Origin of the sequence: Mucilaginibacter sp. PPCGB 2223, assembly GCF_001705515.1 — a bacterium.
Taxonomy (GTDB): Bacteria; Bacteroidota; Bacteroidia; order Sphingobacteriales; family Sphingobacteriaceae; genus Mucilaginibacter.
In genome coordinates this window covers 736,613-758,108 of the sequence record NZ_MDJS01000003.1, presented here as the reverse complement: position 1 = coordinate 758,108, position 21,496 = coordinate 736,613, and the positions used below count along the sequence as shown (strand labels likewise).

Annotated in this window: 15 protein-coding genes; 7 read left to right on the top strand and 8 right to left on the bottom strand. The window is 41.2% G+C overall.

Going from position 1 to position 21,496, the window contains the following annotated elements; genetic code table 11:
* Window positions 1-211: 211 nt before the first annotated feature.
* Window positions 212-1,015 carry a hypothetical protein gene (locus BEL04_RS18115; protein ID WP_066006182.1) on the bottom strand — a complete coding sequence of 268 codons (804 nt, stop codon included), beginning with the start codon at window positions 1,013-1,015 and terminating at the stop codon, window positions 212-214.
* A 609-nt stretch (window positions 1,016-1,624) separates the two neighbouring features.
* Here BEL04_RS18115 and BEL04_RS18105 point away from each other — a divergent pair.
* Complete coding sequence (locus BEL04_RS18105) at window positions 1,625-2,830, top strand: site-specific integrase (RefSeq protein WP_083227983.1); 1,206 nt, start codon at window positions 1,625-1,627, stop codon at window positions 2,828-2,830.
* Window positions 2,831-3,021: 191 nt separating this feature from the next.
* Here the strand turns inward: BEL04_RS18105 and BEL04_RS18100 are convergent, their stop codons facing one another.
* On the bottom strand, window positions 3,022-4,068 hold the full coding sequence (locus BEL04_RS18100) for a radical SAM protein (RefSeq protein WP_083227982.1): 1,047 nt from the start codon (window positions 4,066-4,068) through the stop codon (window positions 3,022-3,024).
* 10 nt (window positions 4,069-4,078) lie between these two features.
* Window positions 4,079-4,642, bottom strand: coding sequence for a hypothetical protein (locus BEL04_RS18095; protein WP_066006178.1), 564 nt, complete (start codon window positions 4,640-4,642; stop codon window positions 4,079-4,081).
* A 206-nt stretch (window positions 4,643-4,848) separates the two neighbouring features.
* On the opposite strand from BEL04_RS18095, the gene BEL04_RS18090 reads away from it, so the two are divergent.
* Complete coding sequence (locus BEL04_RS18090) at window positions 4,849-8,703, top strand: hypothetical protein (RefSeq protein ID WP_066006177.1); 3,855 nt, start codon at window positions 4,849-4,851, stop codon at window positions 8,701-8,703.
* 214 nt (window positions 8,704-8,917) lie between these two features.
* Here BEL04_RS18090 and BEL04_RS18085 read toward each other — a convergent pair whose 3' ends face one another.
* Complete coding sequence (locus BEL04_RS18085; RefSeq protein ID WP_066006176.1) at window positions 8,918-10,228, bottom strand: WG repeat-containing protein; 1,311 nt, start codon at window positions 10,226-10,228, stop codon at window positions 8,918-8,920.
* Between the two features lie 110 nt (window positions 10,229-10,338).
* On the opposite strand from BEL04_RS18085, the gene BEL04_RS18080 reads away from it, so the two are divergent.
* Together BEL04_RS18080 and BEL04_RS18075 are read left to right on the top strand one after the other, a co-directional pair.
* Window positions 10,339-10,563 (top strand): helix-turn-helix domain-containing protein, encoded by a 225-nt coding sequence (locus BEL04_RS18080; protein WP_066006175.1) that lies wholly within the window; start codon window positions 10,339-10,341, stop codon window positions 10,561-10,563.
* Between the two features lie 62 nt (window positions 10,564-10,625).
* Window positions 10,626-11,495, top strand: a complete 870-nt coding sequence (locus tag BEL04_RS18075; RefSeq protein ID WP_175404105.1) for a hypothetical protein — start codon at window positions 10,626-10,628, stop codon at window positions 11,493-11,495.
* 187 nt (window positions 11,496-11,682) lie between these two features.
* Here the strand turns inward: BEL04_RS18075 and BEL04_RS18070 are convergent, their stop codons facing one another.
* From BEL04_RS18070 to BEL04_RS18060, 3 genes are all read right to left on the bottom strand, one after another.
* Window positions 11,683-12,009: a type II toxin-antitoxin system RelE/ParE family toxin gene (locus BEL04_RS18070; protein WP_066006173.1), complete on the bottom strand. Its 327-nt coding sequence runs from the start codon at window positions 12,007-12,009 to the stop codon at window positions 11,683-11,685.
* A complete protein-coding gene (locus BEL04_RS18065; RefSeq protein ID WP_066006172.1) occupies window positions 11,999-12,214 on the bottom strand; it encodes a hypothetical protein in 216 nt (71 codons plus the stop codon). Before BEL04_RS18065 ends, BEL04_RS18070 begins: the two co-directional genes overlap by 11 nt.
* Window positions 12,215-12,304: 90 nt before the next feature.
* Complete coding sequence (locus tag BEL04_RS18060) at window positions 12,305-13,576, bottom strand: site-specific integrase (protein ID WP_066006171.1); 1,272 nt, start codon at window positions 13,574-13,576, stop codon at window positions 12,305-12,307.
* A gap of 330 nt (window positions 13,577-13,906) precedes the next feature.
* Here BEL04_RS18060 and BEL04_RS18055 point away from each other — a divergent pair, with 330 nt between their 5' ends.
* From BEL04_RS18055 to BEL04_RS18045, 3 genes are all read left to right on the top strand, one after another.
* Window positions 13,907-14,287 (top strand): START-like domain-containing protein, encoded by a 381-nt coding sequence (locus tag BEL04_RS18055; protein ID WP_066006170.1) that lies wholly within the window; start codon window positions 13,907-13,909, stop codon window positions 14,285-14,287.
* Window positions 14,288-14,317: 30 nt separating this feature from the next.
* A complete protein-coding gene (locus tag BEL04_RS18050) occupies window positions 14,318-15,766 on the top strand; it encodes an LptF/LptG family permease (RefSeq protein WP_066006169.1) in 1,449 nt (482 codons plus the stop codon).
* Between the two features lie 116 nt (window positions 15,767-15,882).
* Window positions 15,883-17,088 (top strand): bifunctional 3,4-dihydroxy-2-butanone-4-phosphate synthase/GTP cyclohydrolase II, encoded by a 1,206-nt coding sequence (locus tag BEL04_RS18045; RefSeq protein WP_066006168.1) that lies wholly within the window; start codon window positions 15,883-15,885, stop codon window positions 17,086-17,088.
* Here BEL04_RS18045 and BEL04_RS18040 read toward each other — a convergent pair.
* Entirely contained in the window at window positions 17,085-21,491 is a 4,407-nt protein-coding gene (locus BEL04_RS18040; RefSeq protein ID WP_083227981.1) for a translocation/assembly module TamB domain-containing protein, read from the bottom strand. The genes BEL04_RS18045 and BEL04_RS18040 overlap by 4 nt on opposite strands.
* Window positions 21,492-21,496 lie beyond the last annotated feature (5 nt).

The following is a 21,496-nucleotide window of genomic DNA, read 5'->3' as shown; positions in this document are numbered from 1 at the left end:
TTACGTGTGTATGCCAGAACTCTGATTAAGCTAACACAAGGCGGTGGGCAAAAATGGCTTTAACTGTTCTTGTTATGAACTGTTAATGAGTATGTGGCAGCGCATATTCCGGACTGGGTTTAATTTGGGGGATTCATCCCGAAAAAGGCCGTGCAAAGCAATTGTTGCACGGCCTTTAAGATAAGTTTCGGGTGAGAATTTTTATCGCGAGTTAATTTAAAGTTTCAGCGGTTTCGTCTGCTTTAACAGCAAGCTCAAGAACGTAATGAAACAAAAAGGCATCAATTAAAGATAGCGCATACTCTCGGCCAATCGGCAAGTTGAGTTCAGGTAGTAGCACCTTATCAATATAAAATTCCGCATCCCAAAGCTTGCGCGTTAACTCAGGATGGTCAGGCTCCATCCGCCACATTACTGTTTCAAATACCTCGTTTGCCGTTTTTATGAATTTCTTGCGGTCTTTATCGCTTAAAGGGAGCGTTTTGATTTGTACATCCCGCTTTTTCTTTACTGGCTTTACCGCCTCAACATCCGCCACCTCAATGTCGATTTCTTGCTCTTTAGTCGCGATTAATCTGTAGTCCATGAAATCGCTTTTATGGCCATCGACGTTTGCAAAAACCTGGACGAATATTTCCAATTTAAAGTCGGCATCAAGAATTAATTTGTTATCCTCTTCAACGCCTCGAACATACCATGTCCATTCCTCGGCGCTTATTTTGTGCAGGTTGTCAAATAGTAGTTTTGCAAGTTTGAGTTCTGCATCGGAGGCTTTAACCATGTCCGTCCATTTGTAAAAGCCAACCAATCGGGCGATGAGATGCTGCGCATTCATCAGGGTGAAGTTGTCTTCGTCAGTGATGTAATCGTCTAAGATCAGACCGAGAACGTCAAAGTACTTTGGTGTGTACTCGTAAAAATCATTGCCGCTTTCGGCATCAAATTGGGTTGTTTGGGTTTTAAAATCTCTGAAAAGATTTTTGGCTTGGAGTTTAAAAAAATCGATAGTGTTCATAATACATACCTTTTAGTGCCAAGCTTATTATCTGGAATATATGAGCGTTCGTAACCTTGCTTAGATAATAAGCCGAGCGGGTTTGTATTAATTAAACTATTGGCCGATGAAATCTTTGCACGAACGAGCAGGCTTGCCAACAAGCACACACAATTATAGTTATTAAATTCTGAAAATGCCAAATAATTTTGCTCGTCCTGCAAAAGCGTCAGCGATTGAATTGAAAAGACCAAAGGATACGAGGACTTGTAAAGTAAAGCGCGCCCGGACGCCCACAGTTTTTCTGAAATCAAAAACGTCGTATTATCAGTTCGTATTCGTTATTAATTGTTTTAAACGATTATCCTGTCCAAATACTGTAACGAAATGTAAAGGAAGTTCGGCTACACTAACTAAGTTCTTGAAGAATGGTGCTGTTGAGCAGGATTGAACTGCCGACCTCTCCCTTACCAATTCCTGCCGGTGAGTTTAATGGCCTTTAATGGTTATTAATAAATCCATTAAATTCAGCGGTTTGGTGGCACTTGGTGATAAAATACCTTTCATCAAGATTGACAGGATTTAATACGAATCCTGTAACGAGCCTGTCACCAATTTTAGGAGTTGAAAATGACCATCGCTTTTACAAAAGAAGCATTAGATAAATTACAACCTTCAGATAAGCGTTGCTATATATCCGATCCCAAGACGTTTGGCTTAAGACTTGTTGTTTATGAAAATGGCACAAAGACCTATATCCTCAACCGTGTTATTAAAGGAAAGCCTAAAAAAATTCGAATTGGCCGATATGACTGCATCACAATTTCCCAAGCAAGAGAAAAAGCTAAAAATTTAAATGCCCAAATCGAACTTGGTGGCGACCCTCACGAAGAAGCACAAGCACAAAAACGCTTATTAACGTTTGAGCAGCTTTTCGCTAAATACTACGACTGGCATTTAGCAACGGAAAGCAAAGCGCCTGATCACAATAAGGCGATGCTGGAAATACATATATTTCCTGTATTGGGGCGTGAGAAAGCTGCCGAAATAAAGCCTACTCAAATAAGCCAACTTTATGAGAAAATCGGTAGCGCAATTAGCAAGTATTCAAAAATCGATGAAATAAAATACAGTTATGGTTCGGCAAATCGAATTTTGAATAGTGTAAATGCTGTCTTTAATTTTGGTATAAAACATGACTTGATTGCTTGTACCAATCCCTGTCATGGGCTCAAAAAAGTGAAAGGCAAAAGCCGCGACCGTTTTTTAAATCTCGACGAACTCAAACTTTTTTTTGACGCTTTAAAGTTGGAAGAAAAGATATTTGATGATTATTTTAAAACTCTCCTTTATTGCGGTGCAAGGAAAAGCAACGTACTGTCGATGGAATATCCTGCAATAAATTTCGACTTCAAATTTTGGCGCTTACCTGAAACAAAGACAAAAAACAAAGAGGTAAATATTATCCCCCTTTCGGACCCTGTTTTGAAAATACTGATAACCAGAGCTGCGTTTAACGAATTTTACAAAGAGCCATCAAAGTTTGTTTTTCCTGGCGATGGTAAATCTGGGCATCTAACAGACCCTAAAAAATCATTTGAAAGGATCAAAAAGCGCATGAACGTTTTTGATATAAGGATTCATGATCTTCGGCGCACTTTGGGGAGCTACATGGCCATTAACGGTATCAGTTTGCCGATTATCGGTAAAGCGCTCAACCATAAGAGCCAGGTTTCTACCGAGATTTACGCACGTTTATCGCATCAACCTGTGTTAGATGCCGTCAATTTGGCTGGTAGCACCATGGCGAACTTAACAGCAATAAGAAGGAGATGAGACTATCTTTTTGCTTTTCGAAAGGATACCCGCGAAAGTGGCTATTTTTGTTTACAGCATTACCGAACTTGCTTTGGCAAAAGCAGAAAAACAAAATCAATTGTTAGCAACGCGAACGAGCGATAAATGTTTGAAGCGTCCCCAAAACAGAAACAGTGCAGCTAATCCCCGTTCCGCTAAACTAAATTATCTCAAGACTTTTTGGGTCTGCAATCAGCATAAGGACTACATTCAGGGTTACAATATGGACTGCAAGCTGGATTGCAGTTTGGACTACAGTTTGGACTGCAGTTTGGACTACAGCTTGGACTACAGTTTGGATCACATTCTGGATTACATTCTGGTCTGCACATGACCTCCGGCGTACAAAAGAAATCTGGATTACAATCGCTCGCAGCAATTCGTTGTTTTGCTCTAAATTCATCCATTTGTTTTACTTGTGATCTAAATTCATGTAGCGATGGGGTTTCCAATAATTGAGGAAATCCATCCACTATATTACCTATAATCTTAAACCTTGAAAATACGCAAGGGAAGACATTTCCGTCCGAATCCACTACTAACTGACCCTTCCAGCATGCTCCACATAACTCTGTCATAGGATCAATTATAACTTTTTCATTTTGTTGGCCTCGGCCAATCCCACGCCTTTTATCGACACCAACATTAACTACGCCGATGGATTTTAAATAATCGATTGTTTCTTTTTCATCATTCAGATTTTCTTCCATCGTAATAATTCCAACACGAACATCAAGTTTGTGAGCTATTGCTTTTTTAATAGATCTAATAGTTTTCTCAAAACTCCCAGTTCTATTGGTTATTAAATCATGAACTTTGTTTTTGAAGCTATAGACTGAAAATGCCAAATGGACATTGTTCTTAACAAAAACATCAAACATTTCGTTACTAATAGTTATACCATTTGTATATACTTCAATGAATTCAAAACCAATTCTTTGCGCTTCAGCGATTAACCTCATTAAGTCAGGGTGTATAGTCGGTTCGCCACCAATAAATTGCATTTGTCTACACCCCATATTATACGCATCCGAGAGAGTCTGCGCCCAATCATCATATTTCATTTTTGATTCAAGCGGATTAAATGGCGTCGACTCTGCATAACAATGAATGCAGTTGAGGTTACATTTAGGAGTAATCTCTAACCAAAGAAAATCGAGGGAGGTAAGCGAATTACCGAAAGGCGCACTTCTTTTGTGTTGGGTTTGAATATTCATGAGATTAGGGTTAAGTGAAAAACTGTCGTGAAACTGCTACAATCCTTAAAGGCGCATTTTTGTCATCTGTTTCAATTAATGGCGTGGTATAATGCGTTATTTCTTTTGCTTTAAAAAAAATTAAATCACCTGGATAGAGAAAGATAGCTCTTGCTTTATAACCCGTCTCAAAACAAAATAATCCATGCTCTCCGAATCCATCATTTTTTAAACACAGCAATAATTGTATGTCTCCGGTCCGATCCATATGTGGATTTATGAATTCATCTTTTCTATAAATAGAAGTCCAACATAACATGCTCTTGAGCTCCTTATCAGTTTGTAATATTTTCTTACTTAAAGATAAGATTTTACTGGAGTTGAAAAACTTAAACAGCAGGCTATCATTAGGGACTATTTGTTCGTCATAGCTTACGTTTTCCGTACGGCAGATAACTCTTCGGGTTTCAAAGGTGGATACCTCGTTAAGAAAGGTCATTAAAATATCCCCATCAATAAAACCTCTAAATAATTGAATTATGCCATCAATTTCCAAGTCTCCAGCGTCCCTAAAACTTAAATCTAAAACTGACATAAAAAAGCAAATGGTTTATGAAATAAATTTACAACTATTTGAATATAAAATATATGACGACTTATTTTTATTTATTCTCAAGAATATCTTTAATAACTTTTAAAATTCATTCAAGGTGTTCTAATAGTTTTCCACTCATCCCTCTGAATGGCATTGTCGGCTACTCATCGATTAAATTTCGTAACTTTAAATTCCAAAATTTTATCATGCATCATATTAACGAAGTCACTATCGAACATATATCCAGGCTTGATGAAAGTCAGCTCGGAAGACTTTTGGAACGACTCCTCTATTTAGAAGCAGGTGCGTACAATCTCCCCAACCCTACTATTTCTGTTCCGCAGAATGAAAAATCGAAAGATGGAGGCGTTGACGGCAAAATCGAACTAAGCGGAACGCGACCAACAACTCCAAGACTTTCTAACAACATTACGGCTTTCCAAAACAAGGCTACCGACATGGAGCCGCAAAAATGTTACGACGAAATTTTGTTGCCTAAAAAAGACGGGGAACCTCGTAAGCTTAAACCCGAAGTGGAGAAAGTTATTAGTGCAGGTGCCAGCTATATATTATTCACGACACAGGCAAATACTGATAAAATGAACAGTGATCGTGTTGCAAAATTGCGTGAAGCAATGGAACACGCTGGAATAACCAATTATTCCAGTCTCGATATTCGGATATTTGACGCGAATAAGATTAAAGATTGGACTAATGAATATATAACCGCTGTTGATCTTGTCCAGGGTTTTGCTGGAATAACAAAGCCAAACAGTTTTCGTGACTGGGAAATAACTAAAGCAGATATCAACGCTGACTCTGTTGCTTTTCAGATTGATAAGTCGGTAGCACAGCATATAGATACCATACGGAATAATGTCGTGCAACAGAAGGCTATCAGGGTTATCGGTCATTCCGGTATCGGAAAGACGAGGCTTGTTTTTGAAGCCTTTCGTCCTAAAGATGATTTAGGTAAAATTCTCAATGCGCAATTTATTTATTGTGATATTGGTGTGGAGGGTCGGTACGAAAGACTTGAAAATTTTATCACTTCCCACCGAAACACGCAAAATGGTATTCTTATTATCGACAACTGTGACGCGGAACGCCATAAGCAACTTTCAAATCTTGTAAAATCACAGGGGAATTTCAAAATCATAACGCTCGGTTTCGACGATAACAAATCCGTTAGCGATGTGAAAATTAAACTTGACCGGCAGGATCAACGCGAGCTTGTAAAGCAAATCATTCAGCAGCAACTGGGTCAGACACATTCTTCGCAAGACGTTGATTATGTTGCTCGATTATGCGAAGGTTATCCATGGATGGCCGTTAGGTATTGTGAGGTAATTAATCAAGGAGGGATAACAAACTTCGACAAGTTTTTTGAGGATCATGCTATCGAAAAATTGGTTTTCGGCCGGAAACCTGTTAATCATACTGAACTGAAGATTTTACGAGCGTGTTCTGTGTTTTCTGCTTTTGGTTTTGTTGACGACAGTTTTGCGAATGTCATTAACGAAAACTACAAAAAATCACTTAACGACCAAACGGAATTTATTAGGACGAAAGTCTGTGATGAAGAAGTCACGTCTACGCAATTCAGAGAAGCTTGTCTTAAATTTAAAGATGATGATATAATTGAGCAGCGTGGTGTTTATTATATTGTCAAACCCACAGTACTCGCGATACAGTTAGCAGCAAAGTGGTTAACAGTCACTCCTGCCGACAAAATAAAAGAAATCATCGAAGATTTGAAGAAGGTCCAGCTTGAACAAAAGTTTTTGGATCGTTTAACGGATCTTGATCAACTTGATAAAGCCAGGGATATTGTTGAAGAATTGTTCGGCATGAACAGTTCTTTTGGTTCAGCGGAAGTTCTTAATACCGAGTGGGGTTCACTGCTCTTTCGCTATGTTGTTGAAGTGAATCCCGAGGTAACCAACGATGCTCTTGTTGTGGCGTTTAAAGATTGGTCAAAATCAGATTTGTTTAATTTGAGTGAAGGCAGAAGAAATTTGGTTTGGGCACTGGAAAAGCTATGTTTCCACCGCGCAACATTTTTTGAAAGCACTCAGTTTTTGTTTCGCTTGGCAGTAAGTGAGAACGAAAATTGGGCCAATAATGCGTCAGGACAAATAACGCAATTGTTTCAGCGATTCCTACCGGGAACGGAAGCCGATTATAAAGAACGTACTGATATTTTAAAATGGGCCCTCAATCAAAATGATCCCGATTTTACAAGACTTGCGATTTCTTGTATGAGTAGAGTTTTTATTCCACAAGGGCAGCATCACAGGGGTGGTGGAGCAGAACAACAGGGAAGCGGAAGACCCTTGGTCGACTTTACGCCAAAAACCTGGGAGGAAATTTTTCAATATTGGGATGATGTCTTGGGGTTGATGCTTCCGATTATTAACTCAGGTGGCGAAAACGGAGAATACGCCTTAAAGACGCTGGCCAGGGGGGTCAGAACTTTAATCAGCGAAAATGCCTCGAAAATTATTTTCAAATATTTAGACGCGGTAACATTTCGCGAGGGACCGGCATGGATTGATATTCGATCTGAATTACAAAAAACCTTAAAATATGAGCACATCACGTCCGGAGAAATTTATAACGAGATTAACAGGCTACTTGATGAATTTAAGCCTAAGAACATCCAGGAAGAATTTTTAGCAAATGTTATTTTGCCCGAATGGACTTATGAAGTACCAGAGGTTGTAGATGGTATCAGGATCGACAAGCAACAACAAAAAGCCGAAAATTTCGCTGTCCAGTTGGTAGAAAAAAATATCGATTGGAAAGAATATTTACCGAGTCTGCTTGAAGGCGAGCAACGACAAGCATTCAATTTCGGAAGAAAAATTGGTGAGATTGATCAGAATGCAAAAAGCACAGTGCTTGAAGCATTGACCGCGCTTAAAGATATTCCAATTGAAAAGCAGAATCCCGGTTTTGTAATGGGACTAATTTCTGGTATTAATGATATGGAGTTCTACGATCGGATGTTTCAGTATATGATATCGGACGCTGCTCTTAGCATATACGCGGTCAATCTTTCAAAGCTGAACTCCTTTAGTGTTAAGCAATTATTTAACTTATTCCAACTTATCGATAAGGGTCAATACACCATTTCAATTTTTGACAACTTCCGCTTTGGAAAGCCTTTGGACTATCTTCAACCGAAAGATCTTGATTCGTTTATTGATAAGATTGCAAGTTATGGCTTGGAAGGTGAAGCGACAGCATTTTCAGTCTTATTTATGCATTGTTTTAATGATGAGCCGCGTTGGAATCTACATAAGGAAAAGTTACGCGAATTAATTATCGCCGACAATTTGCTGTTGGTAAAAACCAGAAGTTTAGAAGCATTTTACTGGACGACTACTTCTGCAAAACTTCTAAGAGAGAGTGATGATTCGGCATTAGCTGATAAGATCGCGGTACAGGTCTCAGAATTTTGTCATGATGAAAATTTTCACTACGGTTTCGATACCTATCTGTATGAGGTGTTAGAAATTCTATTTGAAAAGTATTTTCCGGTGGTCTGGCCGTCTATTTCCGAAACGCTTGACTCAAATTACCTTACGGTTATGCATGCAAAATCTTTGTTTGGTACAAAAAACGGAAATAATGGAAGAGAGGGTGTGCTTTTCAAATTTCCACAGAACTATGATACGATTTATCAGTGGTTGGCAAATAATGACCGGGGGCGACTCACGGTCGCGAATATGATGCCATTTGCTTCTACAACAGAGGTTACCAGCTCAGAAACCGACACGGGTGTACGAATCAATATCATCCATCCCTTTGCTAAGGGGTTTCTGGATAGATTTGGTGCTGAAGAAAAAGTGCTCGATGAATTAGCCGCAAATCTCGGAACATTTGGTACCGTTGGTGGATCAGAATGGTATTTTCAACTTTTAATGGATCTTGTGAGTCACCTTAAAGATCATACAATTAGTGAACTGAAAATTTGGGCAAGAAAGGCTTACAAGTATTACGAGAAATCGCTCAAATTAGAAACTCTGGAAAATCAAAATCATGCGTTAGAATGATGATTTACAATTTCGTGAACCGCTGCCAAAATACCTTCAAGATGTTCAAATAGCCGCCCGCTCACCCCGCTATTTGAATCAATGTGTTATATATTGGTGACCAAACAGATGAAACCATTGGTGTTACAAATGCTAAAGGAAATCAATCAGGTTCTACTAAAAAAGAAAAGACCAGGCGTCTGCTTGGTCTTTTCTTTTTCAATTATGGAGAAAATTAAAAATTAGATGGCTTTGTTAGTGTCAGCACAAATACTCCTTGCCTATTAACCACCCCGTTCAAGGTGCTGTTAAATTGATTTTGGCCGTTGGGGATACTCATACCAGCAACTGCATATTGGCTATAATAATCAGGCCTAATGTATAAAAAAGACGGCGGGAAAATAACCTCACCTTTGTAATTCATCATGCCATGCTTGTTTTCAGTTTTGATAAATGGGTTTACTTTAAAAAATATCCCCAAATCATTATACCCATCAAACTGTATCCCTGCGATGTCCTTTGAGTATTTTTCAGGCTTATGAAGTATATCGGCAATCTTGTGGAAATGCCCTAACGTATCAAGCAATTGTGTATCATCGTCGCTATAATGCCAAAAAGCATAGCCATTAACAAAGTAGCTTGCTTCATGAGGGAGGCCGCCAGTTGATATTTTACCAATACCATCCACCATAACCAAGTTAGGCCCTGAAAAATTCCGACCATCGCCAACAGTGAATTTTACCGTACCCTTTTTATCAATATACGCGTAGTTGAAAGTTTCCCGCCTCACTGGACATACTAAGGCCAGCCCATTATGAAACTGCCCCGACTGAATTTGATAGGTGTAAGGGATCACAAGCTTGCCCGTTTGGTCAATATAGCCCCACCTCGCCACACCAAACTTATCTACCTTCATTACCGCCGCCATACCATCGGTAAATTCCTCGGCATTTTGATATTGCGCCGGAATAATAATCTTTCCGTTCTTATCAGCGTAGCCATAATTGTCGCCAGCGGGAAACCTTATTAATTTTGATTGGGTATAATTGTAAGGTTCTCTTTCTGATAAAATATAGGTTCTACCTTTTACAGTCGGCAATCGTTGACCACTTGTATTGATATTGACAAAAGGCTCGGCACCTATTCCTACCATTCCCACTCCGTGACAATCAAAATCATAAGCATTAGAAAATGTAAATGGAATAAGGGTCGCCCCTTGCGGACTGATATAGCCAAATCTACCTGTTTTGGTGTCTTTGGCGGGGATCAATCGTGTAAATGGGACAGAAAGAAAAATGCCTTGGGCAATTTCGTATTTACCCCACGGTGCGACAAAATGCCCCTCGATATCAACAAGAGCCGCTGCGTTGCCTTTTCTTACGAGGCAAACACCGTTTATCATCCCTTCAATATAATCGGCTTCGATTTTTACGGCATCGGGGGCGATATCGCCCGGTTTAAGGTTAGTGTAGATTTTTGGCTGTGTATTCGCAGTGTAACAAACAATCGTGAATAACGTGCACGAAATAAGATGTTTAAGTTTCATATAATTGAATTTTTACAGGCGTGAATGCTTGTAGGTAAAAATATGAAAAAATTTTAAATGCAAGCACGTGTGCCTGTATTGAATTTATCACCATGCATCACTTTTGATGAATGGCAAAATCATTAGATAATGACGGTATTAAAGCCTTCGGTCAGAGTGTTCGTAAGTTCAGGCAGGCCAAGAAATTATCTATGCAAAAGCTCGCGGATATTGCCGAGATTGAGCAATCCCAGATTGTGCGAATTGAAGGGGGTAAAATAAACACAAAGCTTTCGACCATTCTGATAATTGCTAAAGCATTAGGTATCGAACCCGCTGACCTCTTCAAATCTTGATTATATTTTAAGAAAAAATATTTTCAGAATAAATATTGCTGCTACTATTCTATCTTTAGAATATGAGAAAGATATTATTCCTTGCTTGCCCCATATTTGTGTTATTTACATCATGTAGAATCATGTCATTAGAAATAAACGCTGATCAAGAATTCTGCTCAGGTAACTTTACTTTAATAGATATAAAAGAAAACAATCAAATCAATAAATCAGATTTGATTGCCTATACTGAACTATTGAGAAAAAACTTTAAACAAAACAATGTAAGTTTCAGTTCATCTTACGGTTCAGATTCAAGTACTGTTCAATTTAACGTGCGTAGCAGTAGCTATGAAAAAATAAATGCGGTTTTAGCAAATCTCAAAAAATCTCGCTGGTACTATCAAGATAAGCAGGCAGCAGGCTTAACTGTTGTACATCCAATCGAACTTCTAAAAAGAAAAGATTCTGTTATTTGGAAAATCCCTGTTAGCAAGCGGGTATATGGCCCACTTGCGGCGTACATTTCATTAAACTCAAAAAATCTTCCTTCGACTTTTTATCCTTTGACAGAAAGTAAAATTCTAAACGCGGAACTTACTGGAAATACCTCAATCCAATATTCTTTTAAGACCGGAGCGTCCAATGATTATGAGACTATAAGATGGGCATATCCTATTAATTACTCTGACTACAGTACCGCAAGTAAGCAAAATACTGGATTAAAATCGCCCGAAGTATCAAAACGCGATTCTCCGCATCAGAGATTGCTATCGTTGTCTAAAGGTACGGATCAAAATATTCAGCCACAATTGAAACCTGGAAGAACTGAAAATGGAGATAACGTCGTCTCTGCTAAAACAATTGAGCTAATATGCATGATAATCGGCGCAATAGGCGTCTTATTTACCATTGTATTTCTCTTTTTAAACTATTTAAAACCACGGAAGTGACTGCTAAGTTGGATTGAACCGAGAATATCAGGCAGCAGAAGAATATTACCACCCAATCGATATCGTGGAACAAAACAAAAAGCATCGAGGATGAAATAAAATATTTCATTGGATTTTGGTAAACCCCGCACAATTTTGTGGCCTACATCCTTCGGCTCGTGTTTTGTTTTTATAGAGTGACTTGCAATTAGTCGATATATTCCAAAAGCTTTAATAATTCCTTGTCGGTTACGGTCGATTGTTCGGACTTATCGTACATATACAGTAAATAAACTTCGGCATCTTTTACTACCGCACAGGTGATGACCCTTGCGCCACCCGATTTACCTTTACCTTTTGAGGCAATCGCAATACGTATTTTATAACAATCATGGCCTATAGACGTGCCAATATCAGGCGTTTGCTCCAACTCACTAATAAGGGTTGCCAATTCTGACTTAAGCGAAGGATATTTTTTCAGATACCGTTTAGCCTGTTTGTCAAACGGCTGGATCGTGCGGACTTTATAGTTCATTCAACAATTCTGACGCCGGACGGCTCTTGATCTTGCCCGCCTTTACTTTATCGGCAAGCTTGAAAGCCTTTTTGATATGGGTTAATTCTTCCAGTACCGCAGCATCGGGCGCAGACAGGGGCTTAGCTTTCACATAGGAATGGCCTTTAAGCAATTCCAGAAAGCTATCCGCTTTATTATCAGCAATGTCGATTACAAGTTTCATTGTCTTTACCTTTACTACAAATGTACCATTAAAACATTAAAAAGTAAATAGGATAATTGTAAACAATTATCCTATTTACTTTTTATTTAACTAAAAATCTATCACCGATCCCAATGCATCGTCCGCCTTTTTATGCGAGAAATTCGATTGATACTGCATTGTTGTGATGATGCTCTCATGGCGATACATCTTTTGCAGGACTTTTGGATGGATTTCTTTTTCTTCGGCACGTTGGGCAAAAGCATGACGGGCCTTATGCGGAGAAGCGTTTTTATTGATTTTAAGCAATTCCATGATGATGGCCATGTGTTCGCCGATCAATCTCGTGACGGAATTGACCCGCCTACGTACCTCGTAACGATCATCGAGGCTGTCCAAGTTTTTCAGGAAAGGAAACACAAGGTCATGCGCATAGCACGCGTTTCTGTATTCTTCGAGAATGGCTGACACAACCAGGGGAATCGGCAGCGAACCCGGCTCGCCATTCTTCGACATCGTGTAATAAAAGCGGCCGTTTTGAAAATCCGACCATTTTAACAACAGCGCATCCGTAATACGCATCCCGGCAAAATAGAAGCACACCAACCAAATATTGCGACTGTGGTGCAAATGGGCATGTTCTGGTAAGAACACATGCTGTTTAAGTTGGTTTATTTCATCGCCAGTCAGGCCGATTTTTTCGGTTTTGCCGAATTTGATGATAATCTTGTCTTTACCGCCAAACGGATAAGTGTCCTTCCCGGCCAGTCCTGCGGTTATGGCGCGGTTATACATGGTACGGATCACAAGCAGGTGATTTGTAACCGTGCGATCACTTAAAGGTATGTGGCCTTTTCTGTTGAGGTTGCGGCCCGTGCGTAGGAACAGTGTATAACGGCGCAAATATTCAACCGTTATTTCGGGGAACGTAACACCTTCCCCGGCAAACTCATAAAAGCGTTTCAGTTTGCTTTGATCGGACTTCCAAACATCGTAATTGCCCAAGTCTTTTTGTTCTCGAAGATAGTTATCTGCTACATCTTTTAATAAAGGTAGTCTCGGTTCCAGTGGCGTTTCTTTTACTGGCTTGGGCTTTACTGCATTAACAATATCTTCTGCGGTATAGGTTCGTTTGTCAGTTTCAAATTCGATGATTTTACCATTGATTTCAGAAAGCCTTTTTGTGAGGAAATTAGTAAGCCGCATGTGGTGCGGGTGCGCTTTCTTTACTTGCTGTTTGCTTGCATCCCACAGATCACGAGATGAGAGTGAATTGCCTTCAAATAAATAAGCGGGGTTACCGTTTTGGGATACTTTGATCCCGATCGGGAATTGAGCGTTTTTGTCAGCCCTACTCCAGGTAATAATTTTTGCGGTTGCCATGTGGAAACATTTTTAAGGTTAAAAATTTGTTTCCACGCCCCGTTCAAAGGTCGTATTTTGTTAACGGTTTTGTTAACGGTATGGCTGGTTTGATTTGAACAATGATGACGTCTTATTGCCTTGAGAAGTAACAGAGGGCGTCGTTTTGTTTAATTCAAGCCATTCCGTTACAAAATTGTAAGATTATGAATCCTACGCTCTAACCATCTGAGCTACCCCGCCGGGGTACCTTTTAAAAAAGGTTTGCAAATATAGCATAAATTCGTTTTCTTTAGAAAAAATGTTAACATTTACGCCCAGTAATATTTACCACCTGTTTTAAACCCTAATATGTCTGAGAAGAAGAAGTTCAATATCGAGTACGAGATCAAATCATCGCCAAGGATATTATTTAGTTTCATAAGCGAGCCTAATGGGCTGTCGCAATGGTTTGCCGATGATGTTAACGTGCGCGACCAGGTGTACACCTTTACCTGGGATGATGAACAACAAAAAGCTAAGTTGCTGGCCGTGAAGGAGAATAAACTGGTGCGGTTTAAATGGGTGGATGACGAGCCGCAATGCTATTTCGAAATGGAAATATTGCAGGACGAACTGACCAACGATGTGGCGCTGGGTGTTACCGATTTTGCGCTTGAAGAAAACATCGCCGAAAGAAAATTAATCTGGGATAATCAGATCGAGTACCTGATTAGCGTTTTAGGTGCATAAACGGGATAATAAAATCCCTAATTTTGTACCGTGAAGAAGATACACCTTTTAATACTCAAAGCCTTTATCAGGCCATTTATTGTAACCTTCTTAATCGTCATGTTTGTGTTGCTGATGCTATTTCTATGGAAATACATCGACGACCTGATAGGAAAAGGCTTTGAATGGTATACCATATTACAGTTGATGCTGTATGCTTCTGCAACCAACGTTGCTATGGCTCTGCCGCTTTCTGTTTTATTATCATCCATCATGACTTATGGTACCCTTGGCGAAAACTATGAACTGGTTGCCATCAAGGCCGCCGGGGTTTCGTTAAGCAGGGCTCTTTACCCTATGGTAATTGTGGTGGCCATGCTTAGTATAGGCGCCTTTGTTTTTTCGGATTATATGTTGCCGGTAGCTAATCTCAAATTTTACTCGCTTTTGTATGATGTGCGAAAGCAAAAATCGGCCTCACTGATCAAGATCAATGTATTCAATAGTAGTTTTCCGGGCTATTCGATACGCGTAGGTGGCAAGGATGCCGAGGACAGGATATTGTATAATATCATGATCTACGAAAAAAGCCTTACCTATAACAGCAACAATGTAATATTTGCCAAGCAAGGCGAGATGTTTAAAAGCCCTGATAATAAGTACCTGGTATTAAAACTTAAAGACGGGATACGATATGAAGAAGGTGCAAGTAACCAGGGCGCATACAATGCAAGGCAAACATTTACCCGTTTCAGGTTTAAAGAAACATCGCAAAAACTTTCATTGGCAGGTTTCACCATCAGCCGCACGCCACAGACCGAGTTTAAGGGCGCTTACCAGATGATGAGTTCCAAGCAGCTGCAGGATACATTTAAAGTGGTAAAAAGAGGTTTCGAGCGTAGCGTCGGTCAGAATTATAGTCAAATAACACCTTACAGCCGGTATTTTACTATGCCGCACAAAGCAACAGGTATTAAACCACAAAAGTTAAAATCGCCACAAATTCTTTCGGCATTTTCGCCAGATGATGGGGTAGTGGCGCTTACCAATGCCAACTCCGAGGTGAACTCGATAAAAGACATTCTAAAAAATAAAGCAGATACTTACCGCGAGCAACAAAGTGTGTTGCGGCGTTACCAGGTCGAATATCAGAAAAAGTTCACCCTGTCGGCCGCATGTTTGGTTCTGTTCCTGATTGGCGCACCACTTGGCGCCATTATCCGCAAAGGAGGGCTTGGTTTGCCGGTGGTGATATCAGTAGTGTTTTTCCTTGTTTACTATATCATATCTACCATCGGCGAAAAATCGGCTAAAGATGGTAGCCTATCACCTGTTTTGGGTACCTGGGTGGCTATTTTTGTGTTAATGCCTATTGGGGTGTTTCTGTCGTATAAGGCGGCTAACGATTCGGTTTTGTTTGATCTTGAATTGTATAAGCGCTTTTTTACCGATTTGCTGAACAGGATTAAAGCAACCCGAAAGCGGCCGGGCAACGTATAAGGTGTAAATGCCTGTTCATTTTACACTTAGCCGACCAGCTTTAGCCATTACTTATTTAACTTTGCAAACGTCATGAGTTTTTATTGCTCTCATGATTTTCCATAATATAAAGCCCCATGCTAAATACCATAACCCAAGCCATCGAAGATATCAAAGCCGGCAAGATCATCATCGTTGTTGATGACGAGGACCGTGAGAACGAAGGTGATTTTTTAACTGCAGCACGTAACGCAACGCCCGAGGCCATCAATTTTATGGCTAAATATGGCCGCGGATTGATATGCGCCCCTATTACCAGGAAACGGGCAGCCGAGCTCGAACTGGAGCCAATGGTCGGTCATAATACCTCATCGCACGAGACAAATTTTACGGTATCAGTCGATCTGATAGGGCAGGGCTGTACTACCGGTATTTCGGCTACCGACAGGTCGAAAACTACCCTTGCGTTGATCGATCCGGCCACTAAACCCGAAGACCTGGGCCGACCGGGCCATATATTCCCGCTGATAGCCAAGGATGGCGGTGTTTTGCGACGTACCGGGCATACCGAAGCAGCCATCGATCTGGCTGTAATGGCCGGTTTTGAACCTGCAGGCCTGATCTGCGAGATCATGAAAGATGATGGCGAGATGGCCCGCTTACCCGATTTGCTGGAGTTTGCCAAAGAGCACAATATGGTCATCGTATCAGTTAAAGATCTGATAGCTTACCGCTTGGCTAACGAAACGCTGATCCATAAAGATGTATCGGTTAAAATGCCGACACAATGGGGCGTTTTCGATATGGTAGCTTATACCCAGATTGATACGGGCGAGAATCACCTCGCACTGGTAAAAGGCACCTGGGAGAAAGATGAACCGGTATTAGTGCGCGTACACAGTTCGTGTGTTACAGGCGATATTTTCGGATCGTGCCGCTGCGACTGTGGCCCTCAGCTGCATAAGGCGATGGAAATGATCGAGAAAGAGGGTAAGGGTGTTGTGCTATATATGAACCAGGAAGGCCGCGGCATTGGCCTGATCAATAAATTAAAAGCTTACAGTTTACAGGAAAACGGCTTCGACACTGTTGATGCCAACCTCCAACTGGGTTTTAAGATGGATCAGCGCGACTATGGTATCGGTGCCCAGATATTACGTAGCCTTGGTATCACGCAAATGCGTTTAATGACCAATAATCCAAAAAAACGAGCCGGATTAGTAGGTTACGGTATCAAAGTGGTTGAAAATGTGCCGATGGAGATCGCATCAAACCCGCACAACGAAAACTACCTGAAAACCAAACGCGATAAAATGGGCCATACCATTTTGGGCAATCATTAATTATCGTCTTCGCTCTCTTTTTGTTTAGGTACAGGTGTAGGTATAACTGTGGTATCAGTCTTTTTGGGTGTTGGCTGCTGCTTTCTGCCGCCACTGAACATGGCTCTGAAAAACTCGCCGAAAGTATCAAAATCCCGATGATAAATTAAACCTAAGCCATTTACGTACTGCACACCTAATTGGGTGTTGATACTGCTGTTTAAAACTGTTGTATTGTTCAGTGCACGGTACGAATAAGTGGCCGTAAGCCGGCCGTCCTTACGGATAAAATACTGCGCCTGGAAATCTTTCGTCAAATCGTTAAAGTTTGAATTGAAAAGATACTGGCTGTTGCCAAAAAGCTGGTTGTTGCCCAGGGTGCTATATAAGCTTCCGTTGATCAGCAATCGGTCGTTAAATAGTTTGATTGCTAAACTGGCCTCCTGTGCTGAGCTGAGGTTCAGATCGAAAGCCTTGATGTTTTGAGATAGTACGCTGTTAAATTTATTGAATACCAATTCGCTGAAAGCGTCCTGAGCGGTTTGCGATACCTGGTTGGTTAAAGTATTACCTGCAGCTCCTTTGTTAAAGCTGCGGCGTACGATCAGGCTCAGGGCCTGCTGACTGCGATTGGTAGGGTCGTTCAGATAAGTACCCAGTTCATCCTTGATCGAGGCATCGGTAGGAAAGTTAAAATCGAAATCGATATTAGGTTTGATCAGCGGGCCGCTTAGTTTAAGCTGGGCCTGTACCAGTTCGTATTGGTTACCTTTTGGTGAAGTTAAGCCCGCGGCCTGGTACAGATCGCCGATGTTGGCCCGCACATCATAAGAGGTTACCAGGTTAATATCCGCATTGTTTGGCGAGCCCGTCCAACGTATCGTACCGCCCTGGTTAACCTGGAAAACTTTACTGATCACACTTTTAGCCGTGAACTCAAACTTACCCGAAGTGATCAGAAAGGCACCAAACATCTCAAAATCGCCAAGGCTGTTAATCCGGAGCGACAGGTTATTCGCAGTGCCGCTGCCGGTGAGTAAACCATAATCGGTATATATTTTAACTACGGTTTTCTCGTCGGCCGATAGATCGAAATTTAAGGTTACACCTTTAAACAGGGTTGTGTTTTTAGCGGTTTTAGTGGTGTCTTTTAACGATACATAACGGATAAATTCATAATCGGAAGCTGTACTCGACGTGTTAAGCGGAATGTTAAACACCGTGCCTTCCTGCGTTTTGGCACTTATGGTGATATTCATGTTATCGATCGGGCCGACAAAACTAAAGTCGCCCGTACCGTAAGCCGTGCCGTAGTACAGGCGGTTATCCTTAAAAGTAGTGTTTAAAGCAAGCAAATTAGTGGCCTTGAGATTTATGTTAAGTGTCGGGTTCGACAGGTCTTTGCTTAGGTCTACGGTTCCGTTTGCAACACCTATACCATTATGGCTATCTTTTAAAATCAGGTTATCAATGTTGACTATACTATTGGTTACGCTTACTTTATCGTTAACTATATAAGGTGTTTTCAGATAGTTTACGGTTACGCCGGTATTGGCAAAAGTAAGCGTGCCGTTAATCAGCGGTTTCGATAATGTTCCGGTAACTTTCAGGTCAGACGAAAGCGTGCCTTTTAAGTTTGATACCAGGCTTTTTACAAAAGGTTCGAGAATAGCTGCCGAAGTTTGGTTCATGTGCAGGTCAAAATCGAGATTATCGCCCTCCGCAGCAAGTTTATAGACACCATTGGCAGTTAGGGTTTCGAGGCCGCGGTTAAACACATTCAGTTTAACATTTGCCGTGTGCTGATCGTTATCCAGTTGAGTGTTAAACTTGATATCGCCAATCAGGCTTTTGTTGAAACTGAGCGAATCGATACCTAATTTTGACTCCATATTGGCCTTGCCGGTAACTGATGCGATATCCACATCGCCGTTTAACTTACCGTCGAGCATTACCCCAAACGATTTGCTGAGCTGGTTCAAAGTGCTCATGTTAAACCTGCTGAAGGTAAGCTTGAGGTGATCATTAGGGTCGGAAGAAATGATGCCGTCTATTTTTACATCCTGCGTGCCATTAGCCAGTTCAAAACCGTTCAGCTGGGTTTTGTTACCATCCAAAAAGCGTACCCTGGCCTGGTTAGCGAGTTTCCATACCTGGTGCTCGATAATGATATCGGATGGCAGGAGTTTCAGGCGGGCAACGGTATCGCGCGCAAATTGCACCAGGCCATACAAGTCGAGCTGGTTAACCGCGTTCTTATCCGATAATTTAACGTTGAAGTTTAAACTATCGCGCTTTAAAAAATTGCTGATGTTAATGTCTTTTACAAATACGCTGTCGGAGAAGTTGACCTTGCTGAACGACAAGTTAAGCTCGAGCATATCATTGTTGGTGCTTTCGTCGACCAGCAGATCGTGAAAAACAATGTTATTGTATTTTACGGTTTTTACCAGGCCGTTAAGCGTAGCCGTTTTGTTTACCGAATTAAATTTACCGATAAAAGTGCCCTGATCGGGTAGTTTCAGCTGTGGTGCAAATAAGGCAGTTATAGGGTCGAGGTTTTTGAGTTGGATGTTAAAATCAAAATTTTGCGGTTTGCTTGGCGCGATAACAGTTTGTAACGACGGGATATATTTTTTGGCAATGGCCTTAAAGTAATCGGGCAAACTTGCCAGGTCGTACGTACCTTTTAACTTAGCATCGGCCAGGCCCGATTTTAGCGTCAACTGGCGTACCTCGCCTTCCTTACCGCTGGCCGCAAAGTATACCGAGTCTATTAAATAGTCGTGCCTGGGCACACTCATTTTAACATCGCGCATCAGGATGCTACCCTCAATATTTTCGAGGTTGTTACCTGTAAAATTACTGGTTACCAGGGCGTCTAAACCGATAGTATCTTTAGCCAGCTTCAACGTATTGAGATGCGCTCCTTTAATGGCTGCGGTAAAGTTAAATGCGGGCAGTTTGGGGTTAAGATCGACCGCACCTTTAAAATCAAGGTTCAGGTTACGGTCGTTTACCAGGACAGCGCCGTCGAATTTCTTTTTCAGGAAGGTGCCGTTCAGCGTAGCATTGTTATAACGGTAGCCATTAAAGTCGATATAATCGATCTTTGCATCCAGTTGCTCGGTCAGGTTTTTTAACTCAAACCCCCGTCCTTTTATATTTGCTTTTAAGGTAGCACGCCCAAGCGTGTTATTGTCTATCAGGTTGCCTAAATCAAAATCAGTGGTGTTAAGTTTCCCGCTATAACTCGGGACATTGTTCTTATCGAACTTGAGGTTAATATCCGAGTTAAACCGGCCGAGCCTGGTCTTGAAGTCGCCATAAGCAATAAAATCGTTCTGGAAACCGGTAAACTGGCCCGAAAAATTAACGTTGCCGAATTTACCAACAATATCGGGCAGGTGCCTGTTAGGCGTACCTGTAAAGCGGCTGTACAGCAGGTCGAGATCTTTTTTATTGGTGGCTATCTGCTCAAACTTTAATTCGAGGAAAGTTTTGTCCCAATGCGGTAGCCCCTTCAGGCTAAAATCGCCCTTAACGTAGGTGGCCTGTCCGCTGCTGACGGTCAGGTTTTTGGCCTTGAGGCTGCTTACCGGTCCTTTTATCCTGCCATCGATACCTATATCAAAAAATATGTGCTGCAGGCTGATGGTAAAGTAGGCGATATCCAGCGACGATATTCTCGACGACTTGAAATCGGCGTCCATGTAAACCTTATTCTCAAAATCGTCAAAATCATCGAACGACCGGAACTGCATCCTGAAATAATCGCTGAAATTGGAGCGGTTGGTCACCAGCAGTAAGTGCTGAAGCAGGATCTGGTTGGTATCGACGGTAGCGGCGGCGGTCAGGTTTTTGAGGTAGAAACCGCTTTTGTCCTTCAGCGTCAGGTTGTTAATGCCGGCTTTGAACAGGTGATTTTTAAAGTCCGGATTGATTAGCACAGTGCTCATGTGCTGCACATCCACATCGTTAAAGTTAACCTGGGCAGGTGTAACTTCGGTGCTCAACTGGTTTTTGTAGCGAAAGTGCAGGTTGTTTAAAACCACTTTCTGAAAGTTGATGCTCCATGGTTTGCCCGTCGATTTAGTGGTATCCGTAGATTTAAAATGATCGACAATAAATTTAAAGTTAGTTGTACTGTCTTTTTGTTTTTTGAGATAGACAGAGCCGTTATCCAACTGCACCAGGCTGAAGTCGATAACATGGTTCTTAATATTGCGAAAAATGGAAAAGTTTAACAGGTCGACCGTAAGTTTCGGCGTGCTGACCAGCGTATCCTTTTGCCGGTCGAGCACATAAAAATCTTCGATAACAACCGACGAAAAGGGCCTTACATCGATACTGCCGATAGATACCGTGGTTTTTAATTCTTTAGAAAGATAAGTGGTCGCCTTTTTAGCCAGCCAGGTTTGCACAGGTT